A 19,835-nucleotide genomic window follows, 5' to 3' on the forward strand; every position below is an offset into this window, starting at 1 on the left:
CTAGGGTTGAGAGGAATCCCACGCTCGAGGAACGCGGTTCCTTCGCCTCTTATCTCTCGGGCTCGAAACTCACCAGGAGGGCATGCGACATGTCCACTGCATCGGAAACCCCTGTCCTGGACACTCTCGCCGCCATGACGGTCGACTCGATCGAGCGATGCGGGCTGGCCCCGGACGTGCTCATCCTCACGCGTATCGCGGCGCTCGCCGCCTCGGATGCCCCGCCGATCTCCTACGTGGCACATATCGACCCCGCCCTCAAGACCGGCCTGACCGCCGACCAGTTGCAGGACGTCCTGGTCGCCATCGCGCCCATCGTGGGCACGGCCCGGGTCATGACGGCAGCGGGCAACATCGCCACGGCACTCGGCATCGCCATAGCCGTCACCGATGCCGAGATCGAGTCTCAGGGCTGAGAGCAGACGCCACCCGGCATCGATGATCAGCGCGGACGACGTCGGGCAGAAGGCCACCGAGCTTGCCTTCTGCCCGACGTGCCCTGTGCCGGGCGCGCGCCGCTCGCCGCCGTCGGGCCACGCACACCACGGGGGCACGCTCGGCGTGGTCACGGGCCCCTGGGCCCGTCGGCGATCGCGGAATATCGCCTTGCGCCCACGCTCATGGCCTTCGCCTGCACAACCCGGCCTACCTGAAAGCCGGTGTGTGGCCTGTCGCCCCGCTCGTCCCACTGGGAGGACAGGTACGGGAGCGAGGTTCTCGAGAGCTGCCTCTGGTAAAGAGAAGATCAGAGCGAGTCGTGAGGGCTGTCCCACTGAGAAAATCTCGGACTAGTCTGATCACCCTGAACATCCTTTCGAGAGCACGACACATGGAAAAGGTGACGGGTGATGCCGCTGAGACCCGGCGATGCGGAGTCCATAGGCGGCTATACGCTGATCGACCGGCTCGGCAGTGGCGGCATGGGCGTCGTCTATCTGGGCCGCTCGGCCTCGGGACGGCAGGTCGCGGTCAAGGTTGTGCACGCGCCGTACGCGCAGGACGAGGAGTTCCGGACGCGCTTCAGGCAGGAGATAGTGGCGGTCCGCCGGGTGAGCGGGGCGTTCACGGCCCCGGTGGTGGACGCCGATCCGGACGCCGTACAGCCGTGGATGGCTACGCAGTATGTGCCGGGCCGCACCCTGTCGGACGTCGTGGCCAAGGACGGCCCGCTGAGCGGACGTGAGTTGCGCACGCTCGCGCTGGGCCTTGTCGAGGCGCTGCGGGACATCCACCAGGCTGGTGTGGTGCACCGCGATCTGAAGCCGAGCAACGTTCTGATGGCCGAGGACGGACCCCGCGTCATCGACTTCGGCGTCTCGCACGCCGTCGACAACGAAGCCTTGACCGTGACCGGGCGGTTGATCGGCACGCCGCCCTTCATGTCGCCGGAGCAGTTCGCCGCGCCACGGGACGTCACCGCCGCTTCGGACGTGTTCTCGCTGGGGTCGTTGCTGGTGTACGCGGCCACCGGTACCCGCCCGTTCGACGGGAGCAGCCCGTATCTGACGGGCTATCAGGTGATGTACGAGGCTCCGGTCCTGGACGGAGTCACCGAACCGCTCCGGAGCATCGCCGAACTCTGTCTGGCCAAGGATCCGGCCGCCCGTCCCGAACTTGCCGAGCTGCACCGCATGCTCCTGACGCTCCCGGATTCCACCGCCCCGGTCGCGCCGGGAGTGGCCGACTCGACGGAACCCGGCCACCAGGTTTCCGATACACACCCTGTTGCACAAGGCCCGGCCACCACCGGGGGTGAGGAGGGAACGGACAGGACCCGGGCCGGTCACGGACGTCGAGGACGGCGCATCCTCATCAGTCTCGCCGCAACCCTGGTCGTCACCGGGCTGAGCATCACGGCAGTGAAAACGGCAGTAAAAAACGGGTCACATCAGAATAAAAGTTCCCAGCCGCCGACCGCGCCGGCCTCCGCGCCCGCGCCCACATCTGCATCCGCATCCGCATCCGCATCCGCATCCGCATCCGCATCCGCCGCAACAGTGACGCCACCGCCGAAGCATGTGCGGTGGGACTACCAGATCGGCGGTGCGTACGCCCTGCCGACCGATGTGCAGGTGGTCAGTCGCAGCCACGAAGACCCGCCCGCGCCGGGTGCATACAACATCTGCAATTTCAACGCCTTCCAGGCGCAGGAGAACGCGGAGAAGGACTGGGACTCCGACCTGTTGCTGCGCGATGCCAACGGGGATGTCGTCCACGACGAGGACTGGGACGAGGCGGTCCTGGACATCCGCACGGACGCCAAGCGGCAGCGCATCGCTTCCAAGGTGAACACCTGGATCGACGAGTGCGCAACCAAGGGGTACAACGCCATCGAGCCCGACAACTACGACACGTTCACCCGCTTCCCGGACTACCTCACGGCCGATCAGGCCAAGGCGTTCATGAAGCTGCTGGCGGTGCACGCCCACGCGAAGGGCCTGGCCGTCGCCCAGAAGAACACCCTGGAGCTCGTGTCCGAGCGCGCGTCCGTAGGCCTGGACTTCGCCGTGGCGGAGGAGTGCGGCGAGTGGAACGAGTGCGGCAAGTTCGCCGAAGCGTTCGACGACAACGTGCTCGTTGTCGAATACACGGCGAAGGGCCTGTCGAACGCGTGCTCCGGCTGGAGCAGCACACTGAGCGTTGTCCGCCGCGACCAGTACGTCGTGCCCGAGGGCACGAGCGGCTACCTCCGCGAAACCTGCTGACGCCGACACGGATTTCAGGCTCGGCTGCGCTCCTGTCCGAGCGCGACGAGACGTGCGCCGCGGAACGAGCTATGCGCCCTCGTTGTCACCGCGCAGGGAATGGATCATGCTCTGCAGGATCCGGAACGCGTCTGACCGCTCGGGCTCGGTCAGGCCGGCCAGCATTCTGGCCTCGACGGACCGGACGGCTGCGCTCGCCTTCTCCAGGCTCCGTCGGCCGCGAGGCGTGAGCCGCGCGGGAAGAGCCTTCCCGACGGGCGCCTCCGCGAGCCTGGTCACGTAGCCGTCTCGTTCCAGGGCCTGGAGCAGCACGTTCATCGTCTGCCGTGTCACGAACGCGCCCCGCGCGAGCTCGGAGTTCGACAAGCCCGGTCGTTGCGCCAGCAGCTCAAGGCAGGAGTAGTGCGTCACGCTCATCCCGAGCGGCCGCAGCACTTCCTCCATGGCCGCGCGGAGGGCGCTCGACGTTTCTTTGAGCAAGTAGCCCAGTGACGTCTCCAGGTCGACGCCGACACCTTGTTGACTCATGTCAGTATTCTGACATAGGTTGATGCGTGTCAGAAAACTGACACGAAAACAAGGAGCGTCATCATGCCCGCCACCGGCCCGGACTTCATCTCACTCCAGGCGCGCGACCTCGACACTTCGCAGGCGTTCTACGAGCAGTACCTGGGCCTCGTCCGCTCGCCGGCCGGACCTCCGCACGCCGTCGTCTTCGAGACGAAGCCGATCGCGTTCGCACTCCGCGACGTCATTCCCGGCACCGACCTCGCATCCGTAGCTCAGCCCGGCATCGGTGCCGCGATCTGGCTCCACGCCACCGACGTCCAGGCCATCCACGACGCGCTCGTCGCCGACGGTCACACCATCGTCTCCGCACCGATCGACGGTCCCTTCGGCCGGACCTTCACCTTCGCCGACCCCGACGGCTACCAGGTCACGCTCCACGACCGCGCCTGATCGACCAAACGCCACCGGACGATCATCAGCGGTTGCGCCCTGGGCTCGTGCGTGACGCCACCTGCTGCCCTGCGTGCTGCGCACCGGTGTCGGCCTGCTCACCGACCGCCAACACGCCCTACTGCGATGAACCCCCAAAACCCCACCAACACAGTTGGTAGGCGAGTGGTACGTCGCGGTCATAGAGAAGGCCTACGACCACGACGTACCCACCCGGTGATCTTTACGCGGTGGCGGGTCAGGCCGAGGCTTCGGCGTCCTGCACGGAGGCGGCGAACGCCTCGGGCCCCTGCTCTGCCGCCGCCGGGTCCATCCACATGACCTGCCAGCCGTGGCCGTCGAGGTCGTAGAAGCTGCGTGAGTACATGAAGCCGTAGTCCTCGGCGCCGTCCACCTCGGTGCCGCCCGCCGCGAGTGCGGCGGCGCTGACCGCGTCGACCTCGTCGCGGGATGACACGCTGAAGCAGTAAAGCGCCAGCGTGTGCGTGGTGGGATCGGCCATCGGCAGTTTCGCGAACTCCGCGAACTTCTCGCGGGTGAGCAACATGACGAAGGCGTGCTCGCCGACCAGCATGCAGGCGGCGGTCTCGTCGGTGAACTTCGGGTTGAAGCTGAATCCGAGTTTCGCGAAGAACGCCTTGCTGCGCTCGAGGTCCGCTACGGGGATGTTCACGAACAGCATGCGGCCGGGGTGTGCGGAAGTGGTCATGGTGGGTCTCCGGTCAGTGGCTCGATGGCGTACGTCCTGATAGACCGACCCGGCCGGCGAAACTCATCGGTGGCTACCCGAGCAGCGGACGAGTGCGCTCAGGATCTGACGCCGAGGGATCGCCGCCGCTCAGCCCCAGGCCTTGTTGAGCTGGTCGGAGTAGCCCCCCAGGTAGCCGGTCAGGTTGGGGTGGAAGACCTCGGACGCGTTGTTCAGGTCGTTGATCCACGGGTCGGAGCCGCACGCCCCATGGCCCTTGAACGCGTCGCGCATGTCGACGAACGTGACCGACTGCTGGGCCGCTGCGGCCTGGGCGCCCTCGGCCAGCGCGTCGGCGAAACCGTTCATGTAGGTGCGCTTGACGGCGCTGAGGTCGATCACCGGGCAGGTCCCGGTCGAGGAGAGCGCCTGCGGGTAGCCGAGGACGATGATCTTGGCCTGCGGTGCCTTGGCCTTGATGTCCTCGTACAGAGCGGCGAGCTCGGTCACCAGCTGGTTCCTGGCGTAGTACGACATCCACAGCGTGGCCGTCTTGCAGTAGGCGTCCGACTCCAGAAGGCAGTCCTGGACCACGGTGGAGAACTGGGCGTCGTTTCCGCCCACCGTGAGGCTGACAATGTCGGTGTCGGTGCTCAGCGCGGACAGCTGGTTGGCGCGCACGTCCGCGATGGTCGCGCCGCTACAGGAGACGTCCTTCAGCGTGTACCCGTCGTGCGCGGCCTGCGACAGGGCCGGGTAGTTGAGCTGGCTGCGCTTGCAGGCACCGCTGGCGGTGTCGTAGTAACCCGCGCCGACCCCGGATGCGTACGAGTCCCCCAGAGCCACGTATTCCAGATCTCCCGCGGCCTGGGCGGGAGCGCTGGCCACCGCCGTCAGCCCGGCGAATGCCATGACGGCGCTGACAGCGATCGACGTAAATTTACGCATGAGTTCCTTCTGGATCGAGGTGCGGAACGGGATCGTACAGCGAGCCGCTTGTCATGCAACTCATAGCTGTTGCCCGGCAGTTGCTTGTTTGTTGTCGCCCTGGACCGACTCACTCAGTAGGTGAGGTAGCAGTTCTTGAGCGCGCCGTACAACGGGTCGACGCCGAAGGCCTCCGCGTTGCAAGTGGTGCCGCCGGTAAGGGTCTTGTAGACGAACCGGCCCCGTGCGCCATAGGCCACGGTCCGATTGCCGGTGAAGGCACACGTGCCGTTCTCGGCGGCGCAGGCGGTCGTGCTGTAGCCGACCGGGCCGCCGGTGGCGGTGTAACAGGCCTTCACCTCGCCGTAGATGGGGTCACCGAAGGCCGCGTCGGTGCAGGCGGTGTTGCCGGTCGCGACGGCGGTGCTGAACGCGCCGTAGGCGCCGTACATCACGGGCTGTCCCGCGAGGGCCGCGCAAGTGCCGTCCTGAGAGGCGCACTTGGTCCAGCTTCCGGCGGTCGGGGCGCCGGCGGGCGCGATGTAGCAGGACTTGACGACGCCCGCCACGGGGTCGCCGCCGAAGGAGGCGCTGGTGCAGGCGACGGAGCCCGTGGTGACCTTGTGGGTGTAGTTGCCGTTGGCGCCGTACACCACGTCACGGTTGTAACCGGGGACCGAGCACGTGCCGCCCTCGGCAGCGCAGACGGTGTATCCGGGCGGGCCGCCCGCGTCGGCGACGTAGCAGGACTTGATGACGCCCGCCGCCGGGTCGCCGCCGAAGGAGGCGGTGGTGCAGGCGGTGCTGCTGGTCGCCGTCTTGAAGGCGTACGTTCCGGAGCCGAAGGCCACCGCGCGGGTGCCGCTGAAGGAGCACGTGCCGCCCTCGCCGGTGCACCGGGTGAAGCCCGCCGGCAGGGTGCCGGTGCCCAGCGCGAACTTCACCAAGGAGGCCGCGGCCGTCATGCCGGCTTCGTTCGGGTGGTAAGTGGCCCTTCCCGAGGTGGGCTGGTACTTCTCCACATACGGGGTGGACGCACAGGCGTCGTGGCCGCGGCTCGCGGCGGCGAGGTCGACCAGGGTCGCTCCGGTGACGGTCGCCGCGGCGGAGGTCGCGGCCGCCAGGCGGGTGGCGACACTGCGCTCGAACGTCAACTGGTCGGCGGTCAGCGGCACTCCGGTGCAGGTACCGGAGTCGGGCAGGATGGCGGGGTAGTTCACCAGGAAGACCCGCGCCTGCGGGGAGATGCTGTGGACGGCCTTGACGACGTTCTGGATCCGCTGGCCCACCACGCCGAGGGCCGTGTTGATCGCGGCCTGGTCCACGGTGCCGCAGTTCGTGCCGCCGCTGGTCTGGCAGGAGTAAGTGCTGAGGCTGCCCAGGTAGTTGACATCGTTGCCGCCGATGGTGACCGTGACCAGGCGGGTCGTGCTCTTCACGGCGTTGATCTGCGGCGGCTGCGCACCCTGGCTGGTGGTGAGGATGTTCGCCGTCGTGGCGCCGCTGCAGGTGACGTCCGTCAGCTTCGCCCCGGTGTCGCGGGCCACGATGCTCGCGTAGTTGTTGTCCGACCGGCTGCATGCCGCAGCCCCGCTGCTGGACTGCACCGGCGGGATGCTCGGGCCCGCGGCGAACGAACTGCCCAGCGCGACATACTCGGCACCGGCCACCGTGGTCGCGGCGGAGGCGGTCGCCGCGGCCCCCGCCTGCGCGGTCACCGTCCCCACCACCGCGAGCACCGACGCGGCGACGGCGCACAGCGCCTTAACAGCCCTTCCGGGTACGGTCCTTGAGCGCAGGTGCAGATTCGGCATCGAACCCCTCCAGTGAAGCGGGGCGGTCGACCGGCGTGCCCGGGACCGAACCCCTGCTCTGATCGGCCCGCCGAACTTCCCCCCGGCGGCGCCTTGTTGACGTTGCTGGTGTTGCTGATGATCGAAAGTTATCCGCAGCGCGAAGCTCTACCCAGAGCTGTTTCACAGCCGTGACAGGGGTGTCGCAAGCCCCGTACGCCTCAGCAGAATCACCCGTTCCTCGACTCCGGAGATCTCCGTAGCCCGACGCCCACAGGCGCCCGGATTTCGCCAACTAACGTCGCCCTTGTCGTCGTATTGGCTTCGAACTTTCTTGCGGCGTCGTGCGGGCGCGATCACGCTCGGCCTATTGACTCGTGTCCATCCAAGGGCGAACGCGGTGGAGGCACAGTGACGGCCACGGCGGATACGGCGGGCGTCGAGGCGGTGCTGCGAGGGGACGCGGCGCTGCTGGAGGACGATCTGGCCGGATTTCTCGGCTCGTTGATCGGCGCGCCGGCGCGGGGCGGGCCGGGGGCGGCGACATCCGTGTACGACACGGCCCTGCGGTATGCCCTGTACGAGCCGGTCGCCGATGCCGTCGGGTCCAAGGTCGGGCAGGAAGCGCTGCCCGGTCGTGGGGCGCCCTTGCGGCCGTCCATCGTCTACTGGGCCTATCGCAACTACCGGGGATTTCCCGACGAGGTCGCAGGGGAGGTGGCCTCGGCCGACCTGGCGGTGGTGCGGCGGGCCGCCGTGGCCGTGCGGGTTCTGCTGAAGGCCGCGGTCGCGCTCGACGACATTCAGGACGGCAGCGTCGTGCGATACGGCGAGGCCGCGCTCCATGCCACCCACGGCACACCGCTCGCCCTCAACACCGGGGCCTGGCTGATCACGGCCGCGCTGCGGCACGCGGCCGATCCGGCCGTCGTCGACAGCCTGGTGCGGTCGGTCGGCGACGGCTTCACCGGGCAGGCCGTCGACATGGCCACGCGCTCGGAACACACCCGGACCGAACTGCTGGCCGCGCCCCGCGACGCACGCGTCGACTTCTGGGAGTCGATGGCCGCGCTCAAGACGGGGACACTGTTCCGGATGCCGCTCGACGCGGCGGTGGCGGGGCTGCGCGTCGTCGCGGACGACCGGCGCACCCTCGACGAAGCCATGCGCCAACTCGGCCTGGCGAGCCAGCTGTTCAACGACCTGACCGACTTCGTGCCCGAACTCGGCGGCGCCAAGGTCCACGAGGACTTCGACGGAATGGGCAACCGGGTCTTCCTCGAACTGCCCGGCGCGGCCGGTGCGTTTGGTGCGTCTGGTGCGTCCGGTGCGTCCGGTGGGGAGATGAAGTCCTTCGTCCTCGGCCACCCACGGCTTCAGGACACCCTCCTCGCGCTCTCCGCGGAAGCGGTCGAACTCAAGCGCGCGGCCAAGGACGCCGTACACCGCGTGTGCCGCTCCGAGCGCAGCGCGGCCTACTTCGACGTGACGATCGAACGCAAGGGACATCTCATCGACCGCCTCCACCGGACGGTCCGGCAGCGGAGCGAAGCATGACGGCCGAGGCGGCTACGCCGGTCACTGCCGCCGAGCGTCTGCGCGCCGGCACCCGCACCTGGCACGACGCCCTGGAGGCCACCCCGTTCGCGACCGCCATGGTCGACGGGACGCTCCCACTCGATCGGTACGTCGCTCAACTCGCCGCCTGGCACGTGGTCCTGGAGGCTCTCGAAGACGAACTCTCGCGGGCGGCCTGCCCGTCCCTCGCCTCGGTATGGTCACCGGACCTGGCCAAACTCCCCCTCGTCGAGGCCGACTTGCGGTACTTCGCCGCCACCGGAACCGCCACCGGAACCGCCTCCAGAACCGCCCCGAACCTCCGCGCGGCCGAAGAGGCGAAGGCATTCGCGCGAGAGATCCGGCACACCGCCGCAACCGACCCCCAGGCGCTGCTCGGCTTCCTGTACGTCCTTGAAGGCTCCACGCTGGGCGCCCTGTTACTGCGCCAATACGTCACCAGGGCCTACGGATTGTCCGACGCGGACGGCGTGGACGGCGTGGACGGCGTGGACGGCGTGGACGGCGTGAACGGCGTGGCCTACTACGGCAGCGGCGACCACGACCGCTGGGCCCGCTTCACCGCACGCGTCAACCGGGCGCTCCCCGACCCCGAGACACAGGACCGCGTCATCAACGCCGCCGGACGGGCGTACCACCACACCGCCGCGATCACCCGGGCCCTCTCGGTGGGGCTCACTGGGCGTTCGTAAACAAGCGAAGGCCCAGGACGCAAGGGGGAATCACCGTCCTGGGCCTTCGGATCGCGCGGACGGGTGTGTCAAGCGGCCGCGCAGGTCGAGCCGTTCAGCGTGAATGTCGTAGGAGCCGTGTTCGTCGCGCCCTTGGTGCCGATGAAACCGACCGTGACCGAGCCGGACGCGGGGATGGTGGTGGTGTAGGAGGCGGGGGCGACGGTCACCGTGGCGCCGGTCTGGGTGGGGGTGCCGCCCCACATGTTGGAGATGGTCTGGCCGTCGGGGAAGGCGAAGGACAGGGTCCAGCCGTTGAGGGCGGTGGTGGTGGACGTGTTGCCGATGGTCAGTTCGCCCTGGAAGCCACCCGGCCATTCGCCGACCACGCGGTAGCGGACGGAGCAGCCAACTGCGGGCGCGGGGGCGGTTGTTACGGTCACCGTGGACGAGCGGGCGGAGCGGTTGCCGGCCGCGTCCCGGGCGTAGACGGCGAAGGTGTACGCCGTGTTGGCCGTCAGGCCCGTCACCGTCACCGAGTTGGTCGTGGAGGCCGCGACCGTCGTTTCATTGGTGCCGCTGACGCGGACCACGTCGTAGCCGGTGACGCCCACGTCGTCCGTGGCCGCGGGCCAGGTGAGGGAGGCGGAGGTCGACGCCACCGCGGAGGCCGTCGGGGTGCCGGGGGCCGTCGGGGGCTGGGTGTCCGTGCCCGTGCCCGCGAAGATCGTGGCCTCTCGGGACGTCTGGGCTATGCCGTTGACGCCGTTGAAGACGCGCTGGCCCCAGGAGCTGAGCTGGTCGGGGTCGAAGCCGATGGCCAGGTCGAGGATGGGGTCGGTGTTGCCGCTCCAGGACCAGGCCAGATAGCCGAGGTCGAGTTGCTCGGCCGTGGCCATCATCGTGTCCTCGTCGGGGTCGCCCCACTGGTCGGCGGGGCCGCCGAACTCGCCTATGAGAATGGGCAGTTCGGCTGCGACGAAGGCGTTCAGGTAGTCGGTGATCTCCGCCGCCGTGTCGAAGACGCTGTACATGTGGATCGAGAAGATCAGGTTGCCGGTGGCGTCCGCGTCGTACACGGACTGGGCGTTGGCGCGCATGACGCCCTGCCAGTCCTGACCCCAGTTGGGCGCGTCCACCATGATCGTGTGCTGGAAGCCTGCGGCCCGCAGCTTCTGTACGGCGGCGATGGTGGGGGCGGTCCAGCCGGCCGGGTCGGTGTTGCCCCAGGGCTCGTTGCCGATGTTGATGACGACGTAGTTCTCTTCGCCTACGAGTACGTCCTTCAGGCCGATCCAGTAGTCGGCGGCCTCGTCGAGCGTGCCGGCGGCGGTGTCCTCGCCGTAGCCGGTGGTGTCGTGGACCTCCAGTACGCAGATCAGCCGGTTGACCTTGCACTGGGCGACGACGTTGGCCACGTCGGCGGCGCTGTTCGCCGTCCAGCGGTGGCCGTCGGCGAGAACGACGCGGACGGTGTTGGCGCCGAACGCCTTGATGTCGGCCAGCGACTGGGTCTGGTTCGGATACCAAGTGTGGGCGTGGTTGACGCCCCGCATGACGAAGTCGTTGCCGTTGCCCTCCAGCAGACGTCCGTCGCTGATGTGGAGGCCGGCGGCCTGGGCGCCAAGTGGATCCGCCTGAGCGGGTGTTGGGGCGAGGACGACCAGGCCCAGGAGGACGGCCAGGCCCGCCAGTAATGCCGTAACCGGGTTCTTTCGAAGCGTGCGAGTCGTGCTTCTTGTTCTTCTCACTGCGACTCCAGAAAGTGAGGCAAGAAACCTGAGCATCAACAGATGAAGAGTGGGAGCGCTCCCATGGCCCCACGAACCCATGAACCCACTACGGCAGGGACACGTCAAGGCATCGCGCAGGGAGACGGCCGTCGAGCAGCCGCAGCCAACGCCACCGTCACCCCCACCGACGCCACCGCCATCACCGTCATGGCGGTGGCGGGCGAGGTCAGTTGGGCCACCGAGCCCGCGAGGGCCGCGCTCACGCCCTGCATCGTGAGCATGCCCGCGGAGTGCAACCCCAGGGCGTGGCCGCTCAGTTCGTCCGGCGTCAGGGCCATCAGCCGCTCCTGCTGCACCAGGCTCGCGCCGAAGCCGACGGAGGCGACAGCGACCGCGACGGCGGCCAGGGGCACACCCGGGCGCAGGCAGAAGAAGACGTACGGCGTCGCAAGAAGCAGGAGCAACGGCGTGGCCAGACGGGGGCGTTGAGCGCGCGGCACCAGGCGGCCCACCGTCACGTCCCCGACGAACATGCCGAGTGCCGCGCAGGCGAACAGGGTGCCCGCGGCGTCGGGGGCGTAGGGGACGTAGAGCGATTCGCAGCCGACGACCAGGCCGTTGGGCAGCCACAGGCCCAGGTAGGTGAGGCGGCGCGGGCGGGACGACCACAGGAGGGCGTTGGTGCGCCAGGTCGCCGCGATGGAGGGGCGGCCCTTGGCGCGAGGTGGGCGGCGGGTCAGGCCGGTGCGGATACCGAGAGCCGCCGTGAGGTACAGGGCCGTCGCGAGCAGCAGGGCGAGGCGCGGGGAGAGGACGGTCACGAGGACGCCGCCCGCCGCGTACCCGGTGATCTGCATGATCCCGTGCATCATGTTGAACACCGAACGGCCCAGCAGGTAGCCGCTGTTGGAGACGATCTCGTTCAGCAGGCCCCAGCGGACTCCCCCGCCGAGCGACTCGATCAGACCCTTCACGAATACGACGGCGAAGACCGCCCAGATCGGCAGTCCGGGCGCTGCCAGCACCGCCGTACCGGCCGCGAAGGCGAGTGACATGCCCGCCAGCGTCGCGCGCGGGGGCAGGCGGTCGGACCCCGACAGGAACAGGGTCGCGCCCAGCATCTGCGCCAGCGACGGGCCGAACATGCTCAGCGCGGACAGGAGGGGCGAGTCCGTCGCCCGGTAGACCAGGATGCCGAGCGCCAAGCCGCTCAGCGTCTGGGCGGCGGCGTGGGCCGCGGAGGAGAGGAAGAAGGGGGTGAACTCCCTTGTGCGGAAAAGGGACTTGTAGCCGTCGTAGCCGTCAATGCTGCTCATGGGCGGAGTCTCGGGCGGCCAGGAAGCGGCCGTTATTGTTTCGCGCAGGCGCGAAAGGTAGAGATAGGCGGGAACGCTCATGGGCTGGTGGCAGATCAACGCCGACACACTCGCCGGCAGCCGGTTCGTCCTCTCGCCCCTCGCCGAGACCTTCGCGAGCCTGAAACTGCTACACGTCGGCCCGGCCGCCCACCCCGGCGAGCAGGCCTGGCTGCGCGACCACCTGCCCGCCTACCGCAGCCGCCTCGCCGCCGACCCGCTCACCGCACTCCTCATCCGCTCCGGACTCCGTCAGTCCTGGGTCGCCGACTTCCTGACACCCACCCCACGCGGCGAGGAAACCTTCGAGGAGGAGCTCGCGCGGGTACGCACGGCCCGCCCCGAGGAAGCGCGCGCACATCTCCGCGTCGCCCTCGCCGGCCCCCTCCCCGCCGAACTGGCGGACCGCGACGACCTCCCCGAGCGCGCGGCCGACCTCCTGTCCTACGTCTGGGACGAGGCCGTACTCCCGTACTGGCCCCGGCGTCGACGCGTCCTGGAGGCCGATGTCGTCGCCCGCCTCGCGCAGGTGAGCCAGGGCGGCTGGGCGGCCGTACTGGACTCGCTGGGGCGGGGTACGCGCTGGCTCGGCGAGAACCGGCTCCAGGTGAACCTGCACGAATACCCACCTCGCGAGATCTCCGGTGCGGAGCTGGTGTTCGTGCCAGTGACCGTGCAGCGGACGGGGTGGGTGTCCTGGGAGGAGCCCGAGCGGCGGCGGTACGCCGTGATCTACCCATGCACGGGCGCTCTCGCAGACGTCGACCGCCGGCCCGCGCCCGCGAGTCTCGGCGCCCTGCTCGGCACCGCCCGGGCCACCGTCCTCGTCCTCCTCTCCTCCCCCATGAGCACAACCCAGCTGACCGCCGTGACGAGGCAGGGCCTCGGGTCGGTCGGGCGGCATCTGCGGGTGCTGTTGGACGCGGGGCTGGTGGAGCGGCGGCGGGCGGGGCGGTCGGTGCTGTACTCGCGGACGGCGGCGGGTGAGGTTCTCGTCACGGCCTCGGCGCCGGAGAAGGGGTCCGACACCTACCGGAGCTAGCATCCGGTTATGACTACTGACGCCACCGGCAACTCCGTACTCGACGTCGACATCGATGCCCTCCAGGGCGGTTCCGCGGACCTCGGGCAGTACAAGGGCAAGGCCGTCCTCATAGTGAATGTGGCCTCCAAGTGCGGGCTGACCCCGCAGTACGCGGGCCTGGAGAAGCTCCAGGAGCGTTACGCCGACCAGGGCTTCACCGTCCTCGGCGTGCCCTGCAACCAGTTCATGGGCCAGGAGCCCGGCACCTCCGAGGAGATCGCCGAGTTCTGCTCGGCCACGTACGGCGTGACCTTCCCGATGACCGAGAAGGTCGAGGTCAACGGCGAGGGCCGGCACACCCTGTACGAGCGCCTGGTCGGCTTCGCCGACGCCGAGGGGCACAGCGGGGACATCCGCTGGAACTTCGAGAAGTTCCTGATCGGCCGGGACGGCGAGGTCGTCGCCCGCTTCTCGCCGCAGGCCGAGCCGGAGTCGGCGGAGCTCGTGGCGGCCGTCGAGGGTCAGCTCGCGGGCTGACCTTGACCTTGCCCCTGGGGCAAGGACGAGCCTCCTTCTCACCGGGCGGAAGGCGCCCGGTGACGGAGGATGGCACGGTGGACCAGCATCCAGAGCAGGACCTGCTCACCATCGGCGCGTTTGCCGCGCGGGCCCGGCTTTCGGCCAAAGCCCTGCGGCTGTACGACCGGCTCGGGCTGCTGGCCCCGGCGCACGTCGACGAGGTCAGCGGCTATCGCTACTACCGCGCCGGCCAGGTCGAACGCGCCCGTCTGGTCGCCCTGCTGCGCCAGTTGGACATGCCGCTCGCCCGCATCGCCGAGATCGTCGAGGCGGACGGGGCCACGGCCGCCGACCGGCTCGCCGCGTACTGGGTGGACGTCGAGACGCGCGTGGCGGGGCAGCGGACGCTCGCCGAGTACCTCCGTGGACGACTGTCGGGGAGGAGCTCCGAGATGTACGGGAAGTTCGTGGTCGAGACGGTGGACGTACCTCAGCAGGTGGTGATCACCGACTCGCGGCACACACTGGCGGACGAGTTGCCGGCGTGGATCGGCGCGTCGCTCGGCCGGCTGGAGGAGGCCGCGGCACAGTGCGGCGGCGTGACGGCCCCGCCGTTCGTCACCTACCACGCCGAGGTGTCCATGGAGAGCGACGGGCCCGCCGAGTCCTGCGTCCCCGTGGCCGACGAGGCCGCCGCCCGGGCATGGGCGGAACGGCACGGGCGCACCTGGGAGACGAAGGTACGGGTGGAACCGGCCCAGCGACTCGCCTACACCCGAATCACCAAGGCCCAGGTGGCCCATCCCCAGATCCTGGCCGCCTTCGAGGCGGTGGAGGAGTGGATGTCCGCGCAGGGCCTGGAACAGGCCGGCCCGTGCCGCGAGGTGTACTTCGCGGACTGGGAGGCGGCGGGGCCGGAGGATGCGGTGTGCGACGTGGCGTTTCCGGTGAGGTGACGCCTTTCTCGGCGTCGGCCGGGCAATCTCAGCCGGTCACTTCAGCTCATCAGGGCAGGGCGTCCCTCTCGGCAACTGATAAGGCGACGCCAGCCGATAAATCCCCGCCCGTGGAGCGACCAGCTCAGTCCACTGGTCCCCCTTCTCGTCCTCCTCCGTCTCCGTCAGGCAGCCGTTGACGTTGTCGTACGTCTTCGGTGTGCCGTCGGCGCGGTCCTTGGACGCCTCTGTCTCCTGGGGCCGTTCCACGCCCTTGCCGTCGGCGTCGACGATGCTGAGCCAGGGCGAGTAGGGGACGCGGATGAGGACCCGGCCCGGCTGCTTGACCTCGATGGTCAGTTCGCCCTGTTCGGCGCGGTCGACGATGGCGGGCGGGTCGGCGAGCGGGGTCGGGTCGGTCACCGCGAACAGCTGCCAGTTGGCGTCGCCCCACACCTGCTTCAGATACGGCATGCCGCGCCGGACGAGCTCCCGCTCGCGCTCTCCGCCGTCACCGTCCGGTTCGCCCTTGGACACGACGACGAAGTGCACGGCCCATCGCTTGAGCCACTCGCGGTAGTTCGCGGAGTTGAGGGTGTCGTCGTAGAAGAGGGGGTTGCGCTCCATGTCGGCCTGGCGGTTCCAACCGCGGGCGAGGTTGACGTAGGGGGCGAGGGCGGAGGCCTCGCGGTGGGAGCGGGACGGGACGACCTCGACGCGGCCCTTCTCGGCGCCGACCTCCTGGAGTTCGTTGACGAGCGGGGCCAGTTCGCGGGCCCAGGAGGCGGCCGGGGTGGTGTGGACGACGTCGTCGACGGACTTGAAGCCGATCCAGCCGGCGAAACCGGCGAGGGCGAGGACGATGGCGTACCACTTGCGCGAGCGCGGCACCGCGAACGGCAGCGCGGCGACCAGGGCCGCCCCCGCGAACAGCATCGCCAGCCGCGAGATGTTGGAGCCGATCTGCGAGCTGACCAGCCAGACGAGGACGACGGCGAGGCCGTAGACCCCGGAGGTGAGCCGTACGGTCGTCCACTCGCGCGGCACCAGCGCGAACACGGCGATCGCCGAGGTCAGCGGCAGGAGCATCGAGCCGAAGCCCATCGGCTGGGTGCCGGAGAAGGGGAACATCCAGGCGGAGACCGCGACGACGGCGGCGGGCGCGAGCCCCAGTGCCCAGGCGCCCGGCCGGCGTTTCTGCAGGAACAGCGCGACGGCGACCAGGCCGACGAACAGCCCGGCGACCGGTGACGACATCGTGGCGAGGGCAGCCAGCGGGGCCGCGCACAGGGCCTTCGCCCAGCGTTTGTAGCGCCAGCGGTGCGGCCAGCAGAACACGACGGCGACCGCGCCCAGCGCGAACACGGTGCCCAGGCCGTACGTCACGCGCCCCGACATCGCGTTGCAGATCAGCGCGTAGACCCCGGCCAGCGCGGGCCACAGCGGGTTCCGCACGGCCCGGCTGCGGATCAGGATCAGTGTCAGCAGGCCCGCGGAGAGCGTCCCGGCGATCATCATCGTCGTACGGACGCCGAGGACCGACATCAGATACGGCGACACCACGCTGTACGAAACCGGGTGCATACCGCCGTACCAGGCGAGGTTGTACGCCGAGTCGGGGTGCCGGCCGACGAACTCGGCCCACGCGTCCTGCGCCGCGAGGTCGCCGCCGCTGTTCGCGAACGTGAAGAACCAGATGACGTGGAGGACACCGGAGAGGCCGGTGGCGAAGAGGACGGGGTGTCGGGCGGGCCAGGCGCGAAGGGTGGTGCGGAGGGTGGTGCGGAGGGTGGTGCGGACGCCCGCGCCGGTCGTGGAGGTCCTGGACTCGCTACTGTCGGACGGCTGGTCCGCGCTGTCGGCCGACTTGTCCGCGCTGTCGGACGGCTGGTCCGCGGGCAGGCGTATTCGCGGGCCGGATACCGGGCCCGGACCGGTGTCGTCGGTGCGTGTCGGCTCCGCAGTGGCCACCTGAAGGCACTCCCCGTGTCCCGTCTCTTCTGTTCTCGGAAGCGTCCCGTTCGCTTCTTTTTCTCATCACAGCCCGTTTCGCGACGCTAGCACGCACCCCGCCGGTGAGCTCCTGAGCGGTGCTCTACGGGCGGGGTGCGGTGACGTTTTGGCGCTTTCGGGTCAGCCGAGGCGGGTCAGCTTCGCCTTGAGGTCCGGTTCGACGAGGTCCTTCTCCAGGGCGACCGGTACCTTCACCGAACTGCTGGTGCCGTCACCGACGGTGAGGGTGCCCACCTTGGCGCCGGCCTTCGCGGTGTGCGGTACGTCGTCTCCGGCGAAGGACAGGTCCACCTTGAGGCCGGCCCAGCCGACCGCCGCGACGTCCTTGGTGACGACGACCGGGGTACGGCCGCCGAGCCCGTCGTCCACGTATCCGACGACGTCGCCCTTCTTCAGGATCTTCGCCGAGGTCATCGCGTCCTGCGCGGCGAGCATCGCGGTCTTGCTGACCGCGTTCACCGTGTCGATGATCGGCGCCGTGTGCTGCCCGAGGACCGCGCCGACCACGGTGACGGTCTCGCCGCCGACCTCCTTGGTGGCGGCGAACAGCAGGTTGCCGCCGGCCGCGGTGGTGGTGCCGGTCTTGATGCCGAGGGCGTTGTCGTAGGGGACGAGCTTGTTGTAGTTGCTCCACTCCTGCCCGGACGGGTCCGTCCACTTGGGCAGCTTGGTGATGTCCATCAGCGCCTGGATCTCCACCAGCTCGTTGCCGAGCTTCACCTGGTCCTCGGCGGTGGAGACGGTCGTCTCCTTGAGGCCTGAGGCGTCGGTGTACGTCGTGTTCTTCATCCCGAGTTCCTTGGCGGTGTCGTTCATCTTCTTGATGAACGCCTCCTCGGAACCCGCGTCCCAACGCGCGAGCAGCCGGGCGATGTTGTTCGCGGACGGGATCATGATCGCCGACAGCGCCTGCTTCTCGGTGAGGACGTCGCCTTCCTTGACGGTGTTGAGGGTGGACTCGTCGTTCTTGTCGTAGCCGCCCTCCTTCTCCGCCAGCGCGTCGACCGTGATGTTCGCGCCCTCCTCGCCGACCTTCAGCGGGTGGTCCTTGAGGACGATGTACGCGGTCATGGCCTTGGCGACCGACCCGATGGCTACGGACTTCTGCTCGCCGAAGTTCCCCATCGTGCCGATGCCGTTGACGTCCATCCAGCCCTGGCCCTCGCTCGGCCACGGCAGCTCGGTCTTGTCGCCGTCGAAGGTGTACGAGTCCTCGGCCGTGAGCTGGAGCGTGGGGGTCGGCAGCGGGCGTAGAGCCTGTACGACCGCAAACACGACCGCGAGCAGCAGGACCAGCGGGGTCCAGATCTTGATCCGCCGGAAGACCGTACGGACCGCCGTGTCCGGGGGCGGCGGCGTGTTCGTCAGCTCGGCCAGCAGATCCAGCGGCGGCTTCGGCGGCAACGGCTGCTGCGTCGTCCGCTCGGGCCCGACCTGCTGGAAGGGCGCGGTGGCCTCGGCAGGCGCGACCGGCCTCGGCTCGTCGAGCGGCTTGAGCGCGACGAACCGGCTGGTGCGCTCGGCGGGGGTCTCGGGCTTGGGCTTGGGGTCAGCTGCGGGCTTGGCTTCGGCTGCGGGCTTGGCATTCCACGCCGGCTTGGCCTCGGGCTCGGCCTTCGGCTCCTTCGGGGCGGCGCCCAGCTTCAGCGTGGTGGTCGGCTGGTCCACGGCGGGCTTGGGCGGCCGAGGTGCCTTGAAGACAGCCGTGGGCTGGTCCACGAAGGGCTTGTCGGCCTGCGGAGCGCCAGAGGGGCCCTCGGGCTCGCCGGAGGCCTCAGAGGCGCCGGTGGGGGCGGCTGCGGCCTCGGATTCGGCGGGGGTGGCGTCGGAATCGGGCTCCGGGGCGTCGACGTCGGCATCGGAGCCCTCGTCGACGTCCTCGCCGACGTCGGAAGCGTCGCCGGTCTCCGGCGCGGCTTCGGCCTCGGCCTCGGGCTCGGCTTCGGCTTCGGCTTCGGCTTCGGCTTCGGCTTCGGCTTCGGCTTCGGCTTCGGCTTCGGGCGCAGTGTCGGCTACGGCGGGCTCGTCGGCGTCGGCTTCGGGATCAGCGTCCGCTACGGCGGGCTCGTCAGCGTCGGCGGACAATTCCGCGTCGTCGTCCGCATCGTCGTCCGCGCCGAGCTCGGCGTCGGTGTCGCCGTCCGCGTTCGTAACGGCGTCGGGCTCCCGCTCGCCATCCGCTTCAGGCTCGGCGTCACCGTCCGCGTCCGCAGCGGCACCGGTGTCAGCGCCGGAAGCCTCGTCCACGTCCACGTCCGCACCGGCGTCGGCGGACACCTCGCTGTCGGCGTCCGGCGCCTCGTCGGCAGCCTCGGCCTCCTCAGCCGAGTCGACCTCGCCGGAGCCCCCGGCACCCGGCTCCGAACCCTCGGTCTCCTCGTCGTCCGCCGTCGCGACCCATGCCGCCACAGCCGCCCGGAGCCGATCGTCACCCGGCCCGACGCCCTTGCCGCCCTCGGAGCTGCCGGAGGTGTCTTCCTCGGCAGCGTCCCCGGCGGAGTCCTCGGCCCGTTCCTCGTCGGCCGGCGGAGTCTCCTCGGCCTCGTCCGTGTCCCGGGGCAGCCCCTTCACGGAGAACGTCCTCGTCGCCGTATCCACGCCGCCACGTGACTCGGACTCACGTGCCACCGCGAGCCGCGGATCACGCACCTCGCTCCGGGCCTCCGGAACCGGACCCGCGCTCCCCGACGTCGGTTCCTCCGACGACTCGCGCTGCTTCGACCTGTCGGGGGACTCGCCCGCCACCGATGCCTCCTCCATGCGCCGCACACCCACCTCGTGTGCCTACCGAACCATGAATCGCCGCCCGGACCCCGCTGTCCGAACCATGTACCAGTGTCCTGTGTGCGGGCTTAACCTCTGCGGTAGACGAGAACGACATACCTGCCGGTTCCATCACAAACAGGTCACGCGCCCTCGACAGACCAATGTGAG

At 69.4% G+C, this 19,835-nt stretch carries 16 protein-coding genes; 8 read left to right on the forward strand and 8 right to left on the reverse strand.

Translation table 11 applies throughout. The features are described 5' to 3' along the window. The first annotated feature begins 89 nt into the window (after positions 1 to 89). Together AC5DRG_RS22790 and AC5DRG_RS22795 are read left to right on the forward strand one after the other, a co-directional pair. Positions 90 to 416, forward strand: a complete 327-nt coding sequence (locus tag AC5DRG_RS22790) for a carboxymuconolactone decarboxylase family protein (RefSeq protein WP_491812445.1) — start codon at positions 90 to 92, stop codon at positions 414 to 416. Between the two features lie 432 nt (positions 417 to 848). Continuing rightward, complete coding sequence (locus AC5DRG_RS22795) at positions 849 to 2,705, forward strand: endo alpha-1,4 polygalactosaminidase (RefSeq protein ID WP_491812446.1); 1,857 nt, start codon at positions 849 to 851, stop codon at positions 2,703 to 2,705. Positions 2,706 to 2,774: 69 nt separating this feature from the next. On the opposite strand, the gene AC5DRG_RS22800 is transcribed toward AC5DRG_RS22795, so the two are convergent. Continuing rightward, on the reverse strand, positions 2,775 to 3,233 hold the full coding sequence (locus tag AC5DRG_RS22800) for a MarR family winged helix-turn-helix transcriptional regulator (RefSeq protein ID WP_491812447.1): 459 nt from the start codon (positions 3,231 to 3,233) through the stop codon (positions 2,775 to 2,777). A 63-nt stretch (positions 3,234 to 3,296) separates the two neighbouring features. Between AC5DRG_RS22800 and AC5DRG_RS22805 the strand changes: the two genes are divergently transcribed. Next, a complete protein-coding gene (locus AC5DRG_RS22805; RefSeq protein ID WP_491812448.1) occupies positions 3,297 to 3,665 on the forward strand; it encodes a VOC family protein in 369 nt (122 codons plus the stop codon). 238 nt (positions 3,666 to 3,903) lie between these two features. On the opposite strand, the gene AC5DRG_RS22810 is transcribed toward AC5DRG_RS22805, so the two are convergent. From AC5DRG_RS22810 to AC5DRG_RS22820, 3 genes are all read right to left on the reverse strand, one after another. Beyond that, the gene (locus AC5DRG_RS22810) at positions 3,904 to 4,374 is read right to left on the reverse strand and encodes a VOC family protein (protein WP_491812449.1); all 471 of its coding nucleotides are present in this window, start codon (positions 4,372 to 4,374) and stop codon (positions 3,904 to 3,906) included. Between the two features lie 129 nt (positions 4,375 to 4,503). Then, entirely contained in the window at positions 4,504 to 5,301 is a 798-nt protein-coding gene (locus AC5DRG_RS22815; RefSeq protein ID WP_491812450.1) for an SGNH/GDSL hydrolase family protein, read from the reverse strand. Between the two features lie 113 nt (positions 5,302 to 5,414). Further along, complete coding sequence (locus AC5DRG_RS22820) at positions 5,415 to 7,094, reverse strand: SGNH/GDSL hydrolase family protein (RefSeq protein ID WP_491812451.1); 1,680 nt, start codon at positions 7,092 to 7,094, stop codon at positions 5,415 to 5,417. Between the two features lie 390 nt (positions 7,095 to 7,484). Here AC5DRG_RS22820 and AC5DRG_RS22825 point away from each other — a divergent pair, with 390 nt between their 5' ends. Both AC5DRG_RS22825 and AC5DRG_RS22830 read left to right on the forward strand, forming a co-directional pair. Next, positions 7,485 to 8,630, forward strand: a complete 1,146-nt coding sequence (locus AC5DRG_RS22825) for a polyprenyl synthetase family protein (RefSeq protein WP_491812452.1) — start codon at positions 7,485 to 7,487, stop codon at positions 8,628 to 8,630. Beyond that, positions 8,627 to 9,343 carry a biliverdin-producing heme oxygenase gene (locus AC5DRG_RS22830; protein ID WP_491812453.1) on the forward strand — a complete coding sequence of 239 codons (717 nt, stop codon included), beginning with the start codon at positions 8,627 to 8,629 and terminating at the stop codon, positions 9,341 to 9,343. The genes AC5DRG_RS22825 and AC5DRG_RS22830 overlap by 4 nt, the downstream gene beginning before the upstream one ends. Positions 9,344 to 9,411: 68 nt before the next feature. On the opposite strand, the gene AC5DRG_RS22835 is transcribed toward AC5DRG_RS22830, so the two are convergent. Beyond that, a complete protein-coding gene (locus AC5DRG_RS22835; RefSeq protein ID WP_491812454.1) occupies positions 9,412 to 11,073 on the reverse strand; it encodes a cellulase family glycosylhydrolase in 1,662 nt (553 codons plus the stop codon). 104 nt (positions 11,074 to 11,177) lie between these two features. After that, positions 11,178 to 12,371 (reverse strand): MFS transporter, encoded by a 1,194-nt coding sequence (locus AC5DRG_RS22840; RefSeq protein ID WP_491812455.1) that lies wholly within the window; start codon positions 12,369 to 12,371, stop codon positions 11,178 to 11,180. Between the two features lie 79 nt (positions 12,372 to 12,450). On the opposite strand from AC5DRG_RS22840, the gene AC5DRG_RS22845 reads away from it, so the two are divergent. From AC5DRG_RS22845 to AC5DRG_RS22855, 3 genes are read left to right on the forward strand one after another with little or no spacing between them, the layout of a single operon-like run. Then, entirely contained in the window at positions 12,451 to 13,452 is a 1,002-nt protein-coding gene (locus AC5DRG_RS22845; protein ID WP_491812456.1) for an ArsR/SmtB family transcription factor, read from the forward strand. Positions 13,453 to 13,461: 9 nt separating this feature from the next. Beyond that, positions 13,462 to 13,971, forward strand: coding sequence for a glutathione peroxidase (locus tag AC5DRG_RS22850; protein ID WP_491812457.1), 510 nt, complete (start codon positions 13,462 to 13,464; stop codon positions 13,969 to 13,971). Between the two features lie 59 nt (positions 13,972 to 14,030). Continuing rightward, positions 14,031 to 14,909: a MerR family transcriptional regulator gene (locus AC5DRG_RS22855; protein ID WP_491812458.1), complete on the forward strand. Its 879-nt coding sequence runs from the start codon at positions 14,031 to 14,033 to the stop codon at positions 14,907 to 14,909. A 36-nt stretch (positions 14,910 to 14,945) separates the two neighbouring features. Here AC5DRG_RS22855 and AC5DRG_RS22860 read toward each other — a convergent pair whose 3' ends face one another. Together AC5DRG_RS22860 and AC5DRG_RS22865 are read right to left on the reverse strand one after the other, a co-directional pair. Further along, a complete protein-coding gene (locus AC5DRG_RS22860; RefSeq protein WP_491812459.1) occupies positions 14,946 to 16,859 on the reverse strand; it encodes a DUF8823 domain-containing protein in 1,914 nt (637 codons plus the stop codon). A gap of 162 nt (positions 16,860 to 17,021) precedes the next feature. Continuing rightward, positions 17,022 to 19,661, reverse strand: coding sequence for a D-alanyl-D-alanine carboxypeptidase (locus AC5DRG_RS22865; protein WP_491812460.1), 2,640 nt, complete (start codon positions 19,659 to 19,661; stop codon positions 17,022 to 17,024). Positions 19,662 to 19,835: the final 174 nt, after the last annotated feature.

This window comes from Streptomyces sp. JLBG701 (assembly GCF_058544905.1).